The sequence below is a fragment of the Streptomyces sp. NPDC054813 genome (assembly GCF_053611365.1).
Window position 1 is genome coordinate 24921 of record NZ_JBSHAF010000021.1, and the last position, 16284, is coordinate 41204.

Here is a 16284-nt window from a genome sequence, read left to right on the forward strand (position 1 = left end):
TGACTCCAGATCAACGAGAGGGGGTTCGACCGCGCATGGGCCGACGACAGCCCACCAGTCTACGTGCTCGCCGGGGCGCCCCGGCTAACCGTGATCGCCGGAACCTCCGGGCCGCGCTCAGCCCCCGCTGTGCTCCTTCGGCCGGTGTTCGGCCGGCCCGCGCCGGACGGCGCCCGGTGCGTTCCAGTCCTGCCGCTTGCGGGCCCGGTTCCTGGCCGCCTCCGAGGACACCAGCTGGTAGGGCACCGAGGTCACCATGACACCCGGTGTGAACAGCAGCCGGCCCTTGAGGCGCAGGGCGCTCTGGTTGTGCAGCAGATGCTCGTACCAGTGGCCGACGACGTACTCCGGGATGATCACGGAGACCGCGTCCCGCGGGGACTGGGCGCGCAGGCCCTTGACGTACTCGATGATCGGCCGGGTGATCTCGCGGTAGGGCGAGTCGAGGACCTTCAGCGGGACGTCTATACCGCGCCGCTCCCACTCCTCGCGCAGCGCCTTCGTCTCGGCCGGGTCGACGTTGACGGTGAGCGCCTCCAGGGTGTCCGAGCGCATCAGCTTGGCGTAGGCGAGGGCGCGCAGGGTGGGGCGGTGGATCTTGGAGATCAGGACCACCGAGTGCACGCGGGACGGCCGTACCAGGTCGTCGTCCGGCTCCTCGGGGGCCGAGATCTCCTCGGAGACCCGGTCGTAGTGCTTACGGATCGCGGTCATCGTCGCGTAGAAGATGCACATGCCGAGCAGCGCCACCCAGGCGCCGTGGGTGAACTTCGTGACCAGCACGACGACCAGCACCAGGCCGGTGAAGAAGGCGCCGAAGGTGTTGATCGCGCGGGAGCGGATCATGTGGCTGCGCTTGGCCGGGTCCTTCTCGGTCGCCAGGTGGCGGTTCCAGTGCCGGACCATGCCGGTCTGGCTGAGCGTGAAGGAGACGAACACGCCGACGATGTAGAGCTGGATGAGGCGGGTCGAGTCGGCGCCGTAGATCACCGTCAGCAGGGCGGCGGCGCCGGCGAGCAGCACGATGCCGTTGGAGAAGGCGAGGCGGTCGCCGCGGGTGTGCAGCTGGCGCGGCAGGTAGCGGTCCTGGGCGAGGATCGAGCCGAGGAGCGGGAAGCCGTTGTACGCCGTGTTCGCCGCCAGGAAGAGGACCAGGGCGGTGGCCGCGGCGAGCACGATGAACAGGAAGCTGCCCTTGCCGAAGACGGCCTCGGCGACCTGGGAGATCACCGGGTTCTGGACGTAGCCGGAGCCGATCGCGACGCCGTTGTGGAGCAGGTCGGTGGCCGGGTTCTCGGCCATGCGGACCTTGGTGACCATGGCGAGCGCGATGATGCCGCAGAACATGGTGACCGCCAGCAGGCCCATCGCGGCCAGCGTGCTCGCCGCGTTCTTCGACTTGGGCTTGCGGAAGGCCGGGACGCCGTTGGAGATCGCCTCGACACCGGTGAGCGCGGCACAGCCGGAGGAGAAGGCGCGCAGCAGGAGGAAGACCAGCGCGAAGCCCGCCAGGCCCTGGTGCTCGGCCTTGATGTGGTAGGCCGCGGTCGGGGCGCGCATGGTGTCCCCGAGGACCAGGCCCCGGAAGGCGCCCCACGCGATCATGATGAAGACGCCGCCGACGAACACGTACGTCGGGATCGCGAAGAGCTTGCCGGACTCCTTCACACCGCGCAGGTTCATCAGGGTCAGCAGCACGATCACGGTGACCGCGCAGAGGACCTTGTGCTCGACCACGAAGGGGATCGCCGAGCCGAGGTTCTCGATGCCGGAGGCGATGGAGACGGCGACGGTCAGGACGTAGTCGACGAGCAGCGCGCTGGCGACGGTGAGGCCGGCCTTGGGGCCGAGGTTGGTGGTGGCGACCTCGTAGTCGCCGCCGCCGCTCGGGTAGGCGTGCACGTTCTGCCGGTAGGAGGCGACCACCGTGAACATCAGCACGACGACCGCGACGGCGATCCAGGGGCTGAAGTGGTACGCCGACACACCCGCGATGGACAGGACCAGCAGGACCTCCCCCGGCGCGTAGGCGACGGAGGACAGCGGGTCGGAGGCGAAGACGGGGAGTGCGATGCGCTTCGGCAGGAGCGTTTCGCCCAGCCGGTCACTGCGCAGAGCGCGCCCGATCAGGATCCGTTTGGGCACGTCGGTCAGTTTGGACACGAGAGAGGATCGTAGGCCTTCCACCTGGCAGGCCTCCAGCCGCAGTACGGGATCTGCCTCCCGAGTGAAAAAAGTGACGGCTGGAACTGCGGATTCCGCAGCTTACGTCCGATCCGTGCCTAGATGACAGACCCCGCCTGTCGTCGCACTTCGGAGGTCTCATGCCCGCGACCGCAGAACTGATCGGCGCCATGCTGACCCTCGTCGGCCTCGGAATCCTCACTGCCTGGAGCGTGCGCAGCATCACTCGCCGATGAGCATGACCAAGGGGTGCCCAGCCTGGACGGTGCGTGTGTAGCTTGGGCCTCGGTCTGAGACCCTGATGGGGCTGAGCAGTAACTTTGGGACACCGGAAGGACGGTCGTGCACATCGTCATCATGGGCTGCGGCAGAGTGGGTTCCGCTCTCGCCCAGACCCTGGAGCAACAGGGGCACACGGTCGCCGTGATCGACCAGGACCCCACCGCCTTCCGCAGGCTGGGCCCGGGATTCGGCGGCCGCCGGGTCACCGGGGTCGGCTTCGACCAGGACACCCTGCGCGAAGCGGGCATCGAGGAGGCGGGCGCCTTCGCCGCCGTCTCCAGCGGTGACAACTCGAACATCATCTCGGCCCGGGTGGCCCGCGAGATGTTCGGTGTGGAGAACGTCGCGGCCCGCATCTACGACCCGCGCCGTGCCGAGGTCTACCAGCGCCTCGGCATCCCGACCGTCGCCACGGTCCGCTGGACCGCCGACCAGATGCTGCGCAGGCTGCTGCCCTCGGGCGCGGAGCCGCTGTGGCGCGACCCCACCGGCGGGGTCCAGCTCGCCGAAGTGCACGCCTCCCCGAAGTGGGTCGGCCACAAGATCAGCACGCTGCAGGAGGAGACCGGCGTCCGGGTCGCGTTCCTCACCCGGCTCGGCGAGGCGATGCTGCCGACCTCGCAGACGGTGCTGCAGGAGGGCGACCTGGTGCATGTGATGATGCGCACGGACGACGTCGACAAGGTCGAGGCCGCCTTCGCCGGGGGTCCGGAAGAGGAGAGCGGTCACTGATGAGGGTCGCTATTGCCGGAGCCGGCGCCGTGGGCCGCTCGATCGCGGGCGAACTGCTGGAGAACGGCCACGAGGTCCTGCTGATCGACAAGGCCCCGACCGCCATCTCGGTGGAGCGGGTCCCGCAGGCGGAGTGGCTGCTCGCCGACGCCTGTGAGATCACCTCCCTGGACGAGGCGGCGCTGCAGCGCTGCAACGTCGTGATCGCCGCGACGGGCGACGACAAGGTGAACCTGGTCGTCTCGCTCCTCGCGAAGACGGAGTACGGCGTTCCGCGCGTCGTCGCCCGGGTCAACAACCCCAAGAACGAGTGGCTGTTCAACGAGTCCTGGGGCGTGGACGTGGCCGTGTCGACGCCCCGTCTGATGTCCGCCCTGGTCGAGGAGGCGGTGAGCGTCGGCGACCTGGTCCGGCTGCTCCGCTTCAGCCACGGCGACGCCAACCTGGTGGAGCTGACCCTGCCCGAGGAGTCGGCCCTGGCCGGCACCCAGGTCGGCGACGTGGAGTGGCCCGAGGACACCTCGCTGGTCACGATCATCCGCGGCACCCGGGTCCTCACCCCCTCCCGCGAGGACTCCCTGGAGGCCGGCGACGAACTCCTGTTCGTGGCGGCGCAGGCCCGCGAGGAGCAGTTGGAGGACCTGCTGTCGGTACGGCGGGAAGACGTCTGACGCAGCGCAGGAAGAAGGGCGCCCTCCGCTACGGAGGGCGCCCTTCTGTCGTACGCGTGCAGCCGTCTACTTGCGGTGCCGTCCGCCGGAGGGCTCGCCGCTCTCCGCGGCCAGCGCGGCCTTGCGCTCCTCCTCGGCCTTCTCCTCCGCCTCCATCTCGGCGAAGACGTCGATCGGCGCCGGCGCCTTCGCCAGGAAGACCCAGGTGAGCCAGACGGCGAGCAGGAACGGCGGGATCTTCAGCGCGACCAGCACCCAGCCGAGCTGGGCCGTGTTGGCCCACCAGTACAGCGGGAAGAGGATCGCGCACTTGGCGAGCAGGATCAGGCCCCAGGCCCAGCTGGCCTTGGCGTACGCCTTCTTGCGGCCGGGGTTGCGGGTGCGCCAGGAGAGGTTCTCCTTGAAGACCGGGCCGAGGATCAGGCCGATCAGCGGCACCCCGCACAGCGTGGTGATGATGTACGCCACCGCCAGGCCCAGCGTGTAGAGCATGCCGGGCAGGTAGAAGTCCTTGGCGTTGCCGGTCATCATCGCGAAGACGACACCGAAGGCGACGCCGAAGACCCCGCTGAAGGCGTGCTTGACGGTGTCCCTCATCGCCAGGCGGACCACGACCAGCACCACGGAGACCGCGAGGGCGGCGATCGCCGACCAGTGCAGGTCCTTGTTGATGGTGAAGATCGTGACGAACAGCAGGCCGGGCAGCACCGTCTCGACCATGCCGCGCACGCCGCCGAAGGCCTCGAACAGCGCGGCCTCGGTCACCGCCCGCGCATCGTCCTTGGCCTGAGTGTCTTCGGTCGGCTTGTCGAGCGACGTCACCGGCTACTCCCTACCGAGGGGTCTCAGTTCGTACTTGGGGTTGAAAAGCACCCGGCGGCCCCGGCTCAGCGAGATCCGGCCCGATGCGATCAGCCTGCGCCCCGGTTCTATGCCCACGATGGAGCGCCTGCCGAGCCACACCACGTCCAGCGCCGCGGAGCCGTCGAACAGCTCGGCCTCCAGGGCCGGGACTCCGGCGCGCGGCCGCAGGGTGACCGTGCGCAAGGTACCAGTAACGGTGACGATCTGCCGGTCCTGGCAGTCGCCGATCCGGATGCAGCCCGTCGTGTCGGCGTCCTCGCGCAGCTCCTCGGACTCCAGGTCCTCCTGCGACGAGGACAGCCGGCCCAGCATGCGCCGGAACCGGCCGGCCGGCTTTTCGGAACGAGGAACAGCACTCATGTCTGAAGCGTACCGGGGCTCACCGACACTGCCGTAGTCCAGCTCACGCCCCGGCTCGTTTCCCGAACCGATCACCCGGTTCACTTCTCGAACGAACGCACGTTTCACTTCTCGAACCGGTACCCCATCCCCGGCTCCGTGATGAAGTGCTTGGGATGCGAGGGGTCCGCCTCCAGCTTCCGGCGCAGCTGTGCCATGTACACGCGCAGATAGTTGGTCTCCGTCCCGTACGACGGCCCCCACACCTCCTGCAACAGCTGCTTCTGGCTGACCAGCCGGCCGGTGTTGCGGACCAGCACCTCCAGCAGATGCCACTCGGTGGGGGTCAGCCGGACGTCCCGGCCGGCCCGGTTGACCTTCTTCGCGGCCAGGTCGACGGTGAACCCCTCGGTCTCCACCAGCACGTCGTCCTCGCCGCCCCCCGCGACCGGCTCGGCGCGGCGGACAGCGGCCCGCAGCCGGGCCAGCAGCTCGTCCATGCCGAAGGGCTTGGTGACGTAGTCGTCGGCGCCCGCGTCGAGCGCCTCGACCTTCTCGTCGGAGGAGTGACGGGCGGACAGCACCAGGATCGGCACCCGGGTCCAGCCGCGCAGCCCCCTGATCACCTCCACACCGTCCATGTCCGGCAGGCCGAGGTCGAGGACGACCACGTCGGGGTGGCGGGAGGCGGCCAGTTCGAGGGCGGTACGGCCGTCGGGGGCCGCGTCGACCTCGTACTTGCGCGCCTTGAGGTTGATCACGAGGGCACGCACGATCTGCGGCTCGTCGTCGACCACGAGCACACGGGTCATGAGGCCTGCCTTTCCGGTTCTGCCGCGGCCTGTGCTGTTGCTTCCGCCACGGGTTCTGCTGCTGCGGTGACCGAACCTGCCGCGCGAAGGGTGAGGACCATGGTGAGGCCCCCACCGGGCGTGTCCTCGGCGTTGAGCGTGCCGCCCATCGCCTCGGTGAAGCCCCGGGCGACCGCGAGCCCCAGTCCGACCCCGGCGCCGCGCGGAGCGTCACCGTAGCGCTGGAAGGGCTCGAATATGCGCTCTTTGGCGTCGTCGGGCACGCCGGGCCCGCGGTCCACGATCCGCAGCTCCACGCGGTCCGCGATGGCGCTGGCGGATACGACGACCACACGGCCGGTCCGATCGGGCGGGCTGTATTTGACGGCGTTCTCGACCAGGTTGGCCACCGACCGCTCCAGGAGCCCGGCGTCGGCCTCGACCATGGGCAGGGTCTCGGGGACGTCCAGCTCGACGCTGCCCTCGTCCACCCCGGCCAGCGCCATCGGGACCACCTCGTCGAGGTCGATCTCCCGGACGATCGGGGTGACGGTGCCGGTCTGCAGGCGGGACATGTCGAGCAGGTTGCCGACCAGGTGGTCGAGGCGGTCGGCGCCCTCCTCGATGCCCTGCAGCAACTCGGCCTGGTCCTCCTCGGACCATGCCACGTCGTCGGAGCGCAGCGACGACACCGCCGCCTTGATCCCGGCGAGCGGGGTGCGCAGATCATGGCTGACGGCGGCCAGCAGGGCCGTCCGGATCCGGTTGCCCTCGGCGAGCGCGCGGGCCTGATCGGCCTCCTCCTGGAGCCGCCTGCGGTCCAGTACGACGGCTGCCTGGGCGGCGAAGGCGGCGAGCACCCGGCGGTTCTCGGCGGGCAGCACCCGGCCGGTCAGCGCGAGGGCCATGTGGTCGCCTATGGGTACGTCGACGTCGGCATCCTCGGGCCGCGCCAGGGCGGGTCCGACGCCGGCCCGGCCCGCGCAGCTCCACGGCTGGACGTCGTCCGCCCGCTCCAGGAGGGTGGCGGACTCCATGCCGAAGGTCTCCCGGACCCGCTCGAGCAGCTCCTCCAGGCTGGTCTCGCCGCGCAGCACGTTGCCGGCGAGGAAGGAGAGGATCTCCGACTCGGCGCGCAGCCGGGCGGCCTGGTGGGTGCGGCGGGCGGCGAGGTCCACGACCGAGGCGACGGACAGCGCGACCCCGAAGAAGATCACGATGGCCACGATGTTCTTCGGATCGGCGATGGTGAGCCGGTGCAGGGGTGGGGTGTAGAAGTAGTTCAGCAGCAGGGACCCGAAGGCAGCCGAGGCCAGTGCCGGGAAGAGCCCGCCGAGCAGCGCCGCCGCGACCGTGAGGGTCAGGAAGAGCAGCATGTCGTTGGCCAGGCCGAGGTCGACCGTATTCAGTAGCACCGCCATGACGGCCGGGCCGATCAGGCCGACCAGCCAGCCCGCGACGATCCGGCCGCGCCCGAGCCGGGCGCCCCGGGCCACCGGCAGCCCGCGCCCCTTGGCCACCGCTTCGTGGGTGACGATGTGGACGTCCAGGTCGGGGCCCGACTCGCGGGCGACCGTGGCGCCGACGCCGGGCCCGAGCACGTACTGCCAGGCCTTGCGGCGGGAGGAGCCGAGCACGATCTGGGTGGCGTTGACCCCGCGCGCGAAGTCGAGCAGGGCCGCGGGGATGTCCTCGCCGACGACCTGGTGGAAGGTGCCGCCGAGGTCCTCGACGAGGGTGCGCTGGACGGCGAGTTCCTTCGGGGAGGCCGAGGTCAGGCCGTCGCTGCGGGAAATGTAGACGGCGAGGACCTCGCCGCCCGCGCCCTTCTCGGCGAGCCGCGCGGCCCGCCGGATCAGCGTGCGCCCCTCGGGCCCGCCGGTCAGCCCGACGACGATCCGCTCCCGCGAGCCCCAGATCGCCGAGACCCGGTGCTCGCTGCGGTACTGCTTCAGGTACTCGTCGGCCCGGTCGGCCACCCACAGCAGCGCCAGTTCGCGCAGGGCGGTCAGGTTGCCGGGCCGGAAGTAGTTGGACAGGGCCGCGTCGACCTTGTCCGGCTGGTAGATGTTGCCGTGCGCCATGCGCCGGCGCAGCGCCTGGGGCGACATGTCGACGAGCTCTATCTGGTCCGCGCGCCGTACCACCTCGTCGGGCACGGTCTCGCGCTGGCGCACCCCCGTGATGGACTCGACGACGTCACCGAGGGACTCCAGGTGCTGGATGTTGACGGTGGAGACGACGTCGATCCCGGCCGCCAGCAGCTCCTCGACGTCCTGCCAGCGCTTGGCGTTGCGGGAGCCGGGGATGTTGGTGTGGGCGAGTTCGTCCACCAGGGCGACGGCGGGGGCGCGGTGCAGCACCGCGTCCACGTCCATCTCCGTGAAGGTGGCGTCCCGGTACTCCAGCTCCTTGCGGGGAACCTGCTCCAGGCCGTGCAGCATCACCTCGGTGCGCTGCCGGTTGTGGTGCTCGACGAAGGCGACCACGCAGTCGGTGCCGCGCTCCACGCGCCGGTGGGCCTCGGAGAGCATGGCGTAGGTCTTGCCCACGCCCGGTGCCGCACCGAGATAGATCCGAAGCTTGCCGCGTGCCATGGTCCCATTGTCTTCCGCTTACCGCCGCCTACGCAGCGTCGACCTTACGGCCAACAATCCGGACGAACGGGTCAGCCGGTTCGGCGGCGGGCATCTTTGACACAACCCTGATGTGCCCCGCGGGCCTCTCCGAGGAGGTCACGGGGCACAGGTGGCTCAGTTGGGGTTGTCGCCGTGGGTGAGGGTCTCCCAGGCGACGAAGAGGTTGTTGGTGCCCGCGGGACGGTTGTTCTGGGTGAGTGTCTGGGTGTTGGTCATGGCGATGCCCAGCCGGTTGTGGAGGGCGTTGTAGCCGACCTCGGTGACGGGCCCGAGGCCGAGGGTCAGGGAGCCGCCGCAGAGCCAGCTGGGGACGGCGGTGCCCAGCTGGTACTTGGACTGGAAGCCGAGCGCCTGCCGCAGCCGTTCGCCGACGTCCGTGCCGTAGAGGTCCTGGCCCTGGATCCGGCTGGTCTCGGCGACGTGCGAGATCGAGGAGATGCCGTAGCCGGTGTGCGTGAAGTCCCGGCAGGTCTCCTGGGTGAGTCCGGTGACGAAGGTGGACTGGCCCTGCCAGTAGGAGACGATCTTGGCGGTGGTGTCGAGGTTCTGGCTGGGCACGGTCTTCGGCACCGACCCGTCGGAGGCCAGGTACACATAAGCGGCCGTGCGGGTGCGGAACTTGGCCATGGCCGTGTCGTACGACGCCTTGTCCTCCAGGAAGACGGAGATGCCGACGGCGGCCTCCATCATCGTCAGCTCCCAGTTGCCGTTGGAGTTGGAGCCCTTGATGACAGTGGGGAGGTAGACGTTGCGCAGCATGGTGGCGAAGCGGGCCTCGTTCGCCCAGGTGCCGGTGTACGTGTACCTGATGATCTCGGCGGCCTTGGGCCAGGAGGAGCCGGCCCAGCCGGTCTGCAGGGGCGCGTTGCTGTTGGTGTGACTGGTGATCGTGGCCGACCAGGCGTCCATGATCTGGATCGCCTTCTGGGCGTAGCGGGCGTCCTTGGTGATGTACCAGGCGAGGGCGTCGGTGTAGGCGGCGATCGCGTCCTCGCGCTCGTCGGTGCAGCCGTAGTTGGGGTTCGAGTACGACCCGCACTCGACCGTCGCCCGGGGCGCGGGGGTCCGGTTCAGGTCGGCGTACTTGCTCGCCATCATCTGGTCGTAGGCCGCCTTCCAGGGCTGGGCGCCGGCCAGTACCTCGGTGCGGGCGAAGTCCAGCTGGGCCTTGGAGACGGTGACTCCGGGGTGCACGAAGGTGCTGGGGGCCGAGTGGGCGACGGGGGCCGTGAAGACGCCCAGGAGCAGGGCTCCCACGGCCGCGAGCAGGGGGATGCGACGCACAGCGACTCCGTTCTCGTATGTTCTCATATGTGAAAATGGAGCGCCTCTGTGAACATAGGCGTGCCGAGACCGTAGGTACGGACCAGACTTGCGTCAAGGTATGAAGTAAGGCGGAGCCATTCACACCGGAAGATCCGCGCATGTGAAAGGGCCGCACCCCGGTGCGGGGTACGGCCCTCGTCGCTGTCTGTTGTGTTACCGGACCTCGGTGATCTCCGGCCCGCGCTGGAGCTGGCCCATGCCGCCGGAGAAGCGCGAGGACTCCTCCTGCTGCTGGACACCCTCGGGGACCATCTGGGCGTCGTTCGGCAGCTTCAGGACGATCGGATCACGGGGGGCCATCGGACCCTCGCCGCGGACCACGACGGTGTCCCGGAAGATCTGCTCCAGGAGCCCGGCGGCCTGCGGCTGCACCGCGCCCTGCCCGGAGATCACCCCGCGCAGGAACCAGCGCGGACCGTCCACACCGACGAACCGCACGACCTGGAAGCCGCCCGTGCCGTCCGGCAGCTGCACCGGCACCTGGGCGCGCAGCTCCCAGCCCAGCGGACCCTCGACCTCGTCGACGATGCCGCCCTGCTGGGTGATGCCGGAGCCGATCTCCTCCCGCACCTCGCCCCAGATGCCCTCGCGCTTGGGCGCGGCGAAGGCCTGCAACTGCACGGCGCTGTCCTTGAGCACCACGGTCGCCGCGACGATCGCGTCACCCGCGACCTCGACCCGCAGCTCCATGCCGTCGACGCCGGGCACGAACAGCCCGCCGAGGTCCACCCGGCCCTCGCCCGGCTCCCGCACCTCGGAGTCGTCCCACGGCCCGTCGGGCCGGGGCTCCGGTTCCAGGCGTACGCGCTCGCGCTCGCCCTCTTCCTCGTCCGCCTCGGTGCCGACGCTGTCGACGACCTGCTCGGCCTCGCCGGCCGCGTCCTCGGCGGCACCCTTCTTGTTGCGACGTCCGAACACGTCACTGTCCTTCCCGGTCGGATACGACCGAAGCGTATCGATTCCCACCCGTCCGGCCACCGTCGGCGGCCTGACCGCTTGTGCCGCTCCCGTCACCCACCGCGGCATGCCCGCCGGTGGACCCGAAGCCCCCCTCGGCCCGTGCCGAGCCGGGAAGTTCCGCCACCTCCTGGAAGCGGACCCTCTCGACCTGCTGGACGACCAGTTGGGCAATCCGGTCGAAGCGCTCGAACCGCACGACCTCGCGCGGATCGAGATTCACCACGATCACCTTGATCTCCCCACGGTACCCGGCATCAATCGTCCCCGGGGCATTCACGAGGGCCACACCGCACCGGGCGGCGAGCCCCGAACGAGGGTGCACGAAGGCCGCGTACCCATCCGGGAGGGCGATCGACACCCCCGTGGGCAGTACGGCCCGTTCGCCGGGCTTCAGCTCGCACGCCTCGGTGGTCCGCAGATCAGCTCCCGCGTCACCGGGGTGCTCGTACGCCGGAAGCGGTACGTCCGGGTCGACGCGCCGGATGAGGACGTCGAGGGGGCTCACGCAGGATGCGGGGTTCACGGGTTCACCTCGAAGGCGCGGCTGCGCCGGATCTGGTCCGGGTCGTTCATGACGGCCTTGATCTCTTCCTCGCGGCCGTTGTCGACGAAGTGCTCGACCGGTACCTCCACGAAGAGGGCGTCGGCACGGACGGCGACGGGGCCGTCCGGGCCGTCCAGGCGCCCGGTGGCGGTCGAGTAGATCTTCCGGCCGGCCACCGCGGCGACCTCGGCCGCCAGGTACAGCGTGGTGCCCACCGGCACCGGCCGTACGAAGTCGGTCTCCAGCCGTCCGGTGACGGCGATCTTCCGCAGCAGCCAGTTCAGCGAACCGAGCGTCTCGTCGAGGGCGGTGGCGAGGACGCCGCCGTGCGCGAGGCCCGGGGCGCCCTGGTGGGCGGCCCGCACGGTGAACTCGGCGGTGAGGGAGACCCCCTCGCCGGCCCGCACCTCCAGATGCAGCCCGTGCGACTGCTCGTGGCCGCACCCGAAACACTGTTCGTAGTGGGCGCCGATGAGCTCGCCGGGCGCGGGAGCGTCGGGATGCCGCACCGGTTTCCGGGCACTGGCGGGAGGCTGAAGAGCTGCGGAACTACCACTCACAGCCGCAGACCTTACCCGCGCGTCCGGTGAATCCGGACACCGTGCCAAGCTTGACGCCATGCAGCTCTCCACCACCCCGTACGAAGAACGCCTCACGGCCCCCTGGTCGTGGTGGTTCCTCAGCTTCCTGATCGGCGTCTCGTGCGCCCTGGTCCTGCTTCCCTTCGGCACTCTGCCGACGCTGGGCGGCCTGGTGGGCGGCACGGCGGCGGCAGCGGTGGTGGCCAGTTCGTACGGCTCCCCGCGCATCCGGGTGGTGGGCGACTCGCTGATCGCGGGCGAGGCGAAGATCCCGGTGTCCGCCCTGGGCGCGTCAGAGGTCCTGGACCCGGAGGAGGCGCGCGCCTGGCGCACGTACAAGGCCGACGTCCGCGCCTTCCTCCTGCTGCGCGCCTACATCCCCAGGGCCCTGCGCGTGGAGGTCACGGATCCGGCGGACCCGACGCCGTACCTGTACCTGTCGACGCGGGAGCCGGAGGCCCTGGCGGCGGCGATCGAGGCGGCGAAGAAGGCCCAGTAGGCCTCGCCTGGCTCTCACCACCGGCCGTCAGCCTCCGAAGTCCTCCGGCAGCTCGGCGATCGGCAGCGGCTCCGCCGGTTTCTCCAACGGCGGCAGCTCCGGCAGTTCCTCCCACGGCACCTGGATCTTTCTCAGGTCCGCCCGGATCCGCGCCGCGAGCTTCTTGGTGTCCCGGCGGTTCATGACCGCGCCCACCGCGGCGCCCACCATGAACGGCATCAGGTTGGGCAGGTCGCGCACCATCCGCTTCATGATCTGCTGGCGCAGCTCGCGCTTCATGTGCCCGCCGAGGGCGTTGTTGACCGTCGACGGCTTCATCACGTCGATCCCGCGTTCCCCCGACCAGGAGGACAGATACGCGGTGCTGCGGGCCTTCAGGTTCCCCGGCGGCCGCACGCCGTAGACCTCGTGGAGTTCGGCGATCAGCTTCAGCTCGATCGCCGCGACCCCGGTGATCTCCGCGGCCAGCTCGGTCGGCATCGCCGGCGGCACCGGCAGCATCGCCGCCGCGCCGACACCCGCGCCGACGGCCGAGGTCGCACCCGCCGCGCCCGCCACCAGCTTGTCGGCGAGCTGCTCGGGCCCGAGGTCCGGGAACTGCCGACGCAGGGTCGCGAGGTCGCGTACGGGGACACGAGGGGCGATCTCGATGATCCGGTCCGCGAGGTAGGCCAGCCCCGCTCTCGCCCGGCTGCCGCCCTTGCGGGCGCCTTCCCGGGCCAGATTCACGGCCTTGTCACGGATGACCCCGGCCCGTCGTTTGGCGACGGGCGCGGGCCTGTCCGCCGGCGCCGGGAGGTCACCCCGGTCGGCCGCCGGTTCGAGCGAGGCTCCCGGATCGGATGAGCCTCGCTCGTCGTCACGCGCGCGCGGGCCGTCGGACGGCCCCGAGTCCGCTCCCGGAAGAGAGAAGCGGCGCCTCCGAGGTGGGGTCGAGCCAGTCATGCCCGACCCCTCCTCAGTCGCAGTCGCGGCAGATCGGCTGACCGTTCTTCTCCCGGGCCAGCTGGCTGCGGTGGTGCACCAGGAAGCAGCTCATGCAGGTGAACTCGTCCTGCTGCTTGGGCAGCACCCGGACGGCCAGCTCCTCGTTCGAGAGGTCCGCGCCGGGCAGCTCCAGGCCTTCGGCGGCCTCGAACTCGTCTACGTCCACCGAGGACGTGGACTTGTCGTTCCTCCGAGCCTTCAGCTCTTCAAGGCTGTCCGAGTCGACGTCATCGTCGGTCTTGCGTGGAGTGTCGTAATCGGTTGCCATGTCGCTCTCCCCCTCTGGGTGTCTGCGGTGTCTCCAGCGCACGTAACGCGTGAGAGGCCGGACTTGTGCCCGACCTGAGGCGGAGATTTTGCCTCACATCAAGGTCTGTTACTCAATCGACACCCAACCGGATCCCTCGAGAGTGATCAGGTTGAATGGCGATGGGGACCGTACACGGTCCTCACGAGACACCTCAAAGGCGCCTCACCCTGTACTTCCCGTGATCAAGACCCGTGAAAACAGGGATTTTCCCGGCTTTATTCCCCTAACCATGATCACAGAGAGTAGATGGCCGGAATTCCGCCCTTGTGATCGATCACACATGGGGTACCGCGCCACGCCGACAGAAAATTCCGCGCAAAGCGAACATCCTCCGCGTGTGTCGTGATCTTGTAACGGCATCAGACCGGCAAGGTGACCCTCATCACGAGACCACCGCCCTCGCGGGGCTGGGCCGCGATGTGGCCGCCGTGCGCCCGGGCCACGGACCGGACGATGGACAGGCCCAGGCCGACGCCCTTGTCGCTGCCCGTGCGCTCGGTACGGAGCCGCCGGAAGGGCTCGAAGAGGTTGTCGATCTCATACGCGGGCACCACCGGACCGGTGTTCGAGACCGACAGTACCGCCTGGCCGTGCTGGATCTCGGTGTCGACCTCGACCCAGCCGTCCTCGGGCACGTTGTAGCGCACCGCGTTCTGCACCAGGTTCAGCGCGATCCGCTCCAGCAGGACGCCGTTGCCCTGCACGACCGCCGGCTTCCGTACGCCCCGGATGGTCACGCCCTTGGCCGCCGCCTCGGCGTGCACCTGGTCGACGGCCTGGGTGGCGACCTCGGCCAGGTCGACCGGTTTGCGCTCGACGATCTGGTTGTCGCTGCGGGCGAGGAGCAGCAGGCCCTCCACGAGCTGCTCGCTGCGTTCGTTGGTGGCCAGCAGGGTCTTGCCGAGCTGTTGCAGCTCCATGGGCGCGCCCGGGTCCGAGAGATGCACCTCCAGGAGCGTGCGGTTGATCGCCAGAGGCGTGCGCAGTTCGTGGGAGGCGTTGCCGACGAAGCGCTGCTGGGCGGTGAAGGCCCGCTGCAGCCGCTCCAGCATGTCGTCGAAGGTGTCCGCGAGCTCCTTGAGCTCGTCGTCCGGGCCGTCCAGCTCGATCCGGCGGGACAGGTCCGAGCCGGCCACCGCGCGGGCGGTGCGGGTGATCCGGCCGAGCGGGGACAGCACCCGTCCGGCCATCGCGTAACCGAACGCGAAGGCGATCACGGCGAGGCCCAGCAGGGCCAGCAGCGAACGGCTCAGCAGGTCGTCCAGGGCCGCCTGGCGCTGGTGGTCCACGCACAGGGCGATCGCGTTGTTGAAGTCCTGCAGCGACACGGTGGACGTGGTGCCGGACATGTTGATCGCGGGGCAGTTGTCACTGGACACCTGCAGCTTCTGGAAAGCGACGATCTTGAACAGCGGCTGGTTGCCGGTACTGATCGCCTGCGCGGCGAGCAGGTAGATGATCGAGAGCAGCAGGATGCCGGCGATCAGGAACATGCCGCCGTACAGCAGCGTGAGCCGTATCCGGATGGTCGGGCGCAGCCATGGGAAGACCGGCTGCGGTCTCCGGGGGTCCCAGGTGGGCTTGGGGGGCGCCTGCGGAGGTGCGGGAGTGGTGGCCACAGTCATCAGATCCGGTAACCCGAGCCGGGGACGGTGACGATCACGGCGGGCTCGCCCAGCTTGCGGCGCAGCGTCATCACGGTCACCCGTACGACGTTGGTGAAGGGGTCCGTGTTCTCGTCCCAGGCCTTCTCCAGGAGCTGCTCGGCGGAGACCACGGCGCCCTCGCTGCGCATCAGCACCTCCAGGACCGCGAACTCCTTGGGCGCGAGCTGGACCTCCTTGCCGTCGCGGAAGACCTCGCGGCGGTTCGGGTCGAGCTTGATGCCGGCGCGCTCCAGGACGGGGGGCAGCGGCACGCTGGTACGGCGGCCGAGGGCGCGCACGCGCGCGATGAGCTCGCTGAACGCGAAGGGCTTGGGAAGGTAGTCGTCGGCCCCGATCTCCAGGCCCTCCACGCGGTCGCTGACGTCGCCGGACGCGGTGAGCATCAGCACGCGCGTGGGCATCCCGAGCTCGACGATCTTGCGGCAGACGTCGTCGCCGTGCACGAGGGGGAGGTCGCGGTCGAGGACGACCACGTCGTAGTCGTTGACGCCGATGCGCTCCAGGGCGGCCGCACCGTCGTACACGACGTCGACGGCCATGGCCTCCCGGCGCAGTCCGGTGGCCACCGCATCGGCGAGCAGTTGCTCGTCCTCGACGACGAGTACGCGCACGTCGCTTGTCCTTCCGCTGTCCACCCGCGTAGCGCGCAGCGGCGCACGTGGGCAGGGGTCTCCATGGGGTGTGTGACCCCCATCCTGCCCTTTTCGGCCATAAGTCGGCAGTAAGACGAGAGCTGGGGCAGCAGGATCGGCGGCGCCGGACGGGAATGCGAGATTTTCTCTTCCGGTTGAGGTTTCCACGGAGGGGAGCGGGGGGAGGACGGCATGTACACCCCGCGATCACGCTCTGCATGTGCCGCAGCACCATGCGGTACGTACATCGCCGCTACAGCAGAGTGGACGATGGGG

The 16284-nt window shown here is 69.7% G+C and carries 16 protein-coding genes; 3 read left to right on the forward strand and 13 right to left on the reverse strand.

Annotation, left to right across the window (positions count from 1 at the left end; genetic code table 11):
- Positions 1–117: 117 nt before the first annotated feature.
- Positions 118–2163: an APC family permease gene (locus ACWGJB_RS34495; RefSeq protein WP_453383982.1), complete on the reverse strand. Its 2046-nt coding sequence runs from the start codon at positions 2161–2163 to the stop codon at positions 118–120.
- A gap of 363 nt (positions 2164–2526) precedes the next feature.
- On the opposite strand from ACWGJB_RS34495, the gene ACWGJB_RS34500 reads away from it, so the two are divergent.
- Together ACWGJB_RS34500 and ACWGJB_RS34505 are read left to right on the forward strand one after the other, a co-directional pair.
- On the forward strand, positions 2527–3198 hold the full coding sequence (locus tag ACWGJB_RS34500) for a potassium channel family protein (RefSeq protein ID WP_351325777.1): 672 nt from the start codon (positions 2527–2529) through the stop codon (positions 3196–3198).
- On the forward strand, positions 3198–3869 hold the full coding sequence (locus ACWGJB_RS34505) for a potassium channel family protein (protein ID WP_351325775.1): 672 nt from the start codon (positions 3198–3200) through the stop codon (positions 3867–3869). The genes ACWGJB_RS34500 and ACWGJB_RS34505 overlap by 1 nt, the downstream gene beginning before the upstream one ends.
- Positions 3870–3935: 66 nt before the next feature.
- Here ACWGJB_RS34505 and ACWGJB_RS34510 read toward each other — a convergent pair whose 3' ends face one another.
- The 8 genes from ACWGJB_RS34510 to ACWGJB_RS34545 form a co-directional block, all read right to left on the reverse strand.
- Entirely contained in the window at positions 3936–4691 is a 756-nt protein-coding gene (locus tag ACWGJB_RS34510; RefSeq protein ID WP_453383983.1) for a DUF3159 domain-containing protein, read from the reverse strand.
- Between the two features lie 3 nt (positions 4692–4694).
- On the reverse strand, positions 4695–5093 hold the full coding sequence (locus ACWGJB_RS34515) for an OB-fold nucleic acid binding domain-containing protein (RefSeq protein ID WP_453383984.1): 399 nt from the start codon (positions 5091–5093) through the stop codon (positions 4695–4697).
- A gap of 104 nt (positions 5094–5197) precedes the next feature.
- Complete coding sequence (locus ACWGJB_RS34520) at positions 5198–5884, reverse strand: response regulator (protein ID WP_360488783.1); 687 nt, start codon at positions 5882–5884, stop codon at positions 5198–5200.
- Positions 5881–8460 (reverse strand): ATP-binding protein, encoded by a 2580-nt coding sequence (locus ACWGJB_RS34525; RefSeq protein ID WP_453383985.1) that lies wholly within the window; start codon positions 8458–8460, stop codon positions 5881–5883. The genes ACWGJB_RS34520 and ACWGJB_RS34525 overlap by 4 nt, the downstream gene beginning before the upstream one ends.
- Before the next feature lie 156 nt (positions 8461–8616).
- Entirely contained in the window at positions 8617–9813 is a 1197-nt protein-coding gene (locus tag ACWGJB_RS34530) for an alginate lyase family protein (RefSeq protein ID WP_453383986.1), read from the reverse strand.
- A 168-nt stretch (positions 9814–9981) separates the two neighbouring features.
- Entirely contained in the window at positions 9982–10746 is a 765-nt protein-coding gene (locus tag ACWGJB_RS34535; protein WP_351728562.1) for a DUF3710 domain-containing protein, read from the reverse strand.
- Between the two features lies 1 nt (position 10747).
- On the reverse strand, positions 10748–11311 hold the full coding sequence (gene dut / locus ACWGJB_RS34540) for a dUTP diphosphatase (RefSeq protein ID WP_360488771.1): 564 nt from the start codon (positions 11309–11311) through the stop codon (positions 10748–10750).
- Positions 11308–11892, reverse strand: coding sequence for a PaaI family thioesterase (locus ACWGJB_RS34545; RefSeq protein WP_360488768.1), 585 nt, complete (start codon positions 11890–11892; stop codon positions 11308–11310). Before ACWGJB_RS34545 ends, dut begins: the two co-directional genes overlap by 4 nt.
- A gap of 58 nt (positions 11893–11950) precedes the next feature.
- Between ACWGJB_RS34545 and ACWGJB_RS34550 the strand changes: the two genes are divergently transcribed.
- Positions 11951–12412 carry a DUF3093 domain-containing protein gene (locus tag ACWGJB_RS34550; RefSeq protein ID WP_360488765.1) on the forward strand — a complete coding sequence of 154 codons (462 nt, stop codon included), beginning with the start codon at positions 11951–11953 and terminating at the stop codon, positions 12410–12412.
- Between the two features lie 27 nt (positions 12413–12439).
- Here the strand turns inward: ACWGJB_RS34550 and ACWGJB_RS34555 are convergent, their stop codons facing one another.
- The 4 genes from ACWGJB_RS34555 to ACWGJB_RS34570 form a co-directional block, all read right to left on the reverse strand.
- Entirely contained in the window at positions 12440–13357 is a 918-nt protein-coding gene (locus ACWGJB_RS34555) for a hypothetical protein (protein ID WP_453383987.1), read from the reverse strand.
- Between the two features lie 13 nt (positions 13358–13370).
- On the reverse strand, positions 13371–13667 hold the full coding sequence (locus tag ACWGJB_RS34560) for a DUF4193 domain-containing protein (protein WP_003997302.1): 297 nt from the start codon (positions 13665–13667) through the stop codon (positions 13371–13373).
- 401 nt (positions 13668–14068) lie between these two features.
- Positions 14069–15328 carry a sensor histidine kinase gene (locus ACWGJB_RS34565; RefSeq protein WP_453384103.1) on the reverse strand — a complete coding sequence of 420 codons (1260 nt, stop codon included), beginning with the start codon at positions 15326–15328 and terminating at the stop codon, positions 14069–14071.
- Positions 15329–15333: 5 nt separating this feature from the next.
- Entirely contained in the window at positions 15334–15987 is a 654-nt protein-coding gene (locus tag ACWGJB_RS34570; RefSeq protein ID WP_196943825.1) for a response regulator transcription factor, read from the reverse strand.
- Between the last annotated feature and the right edge of the window lie 297 nt (positions 15988–16284).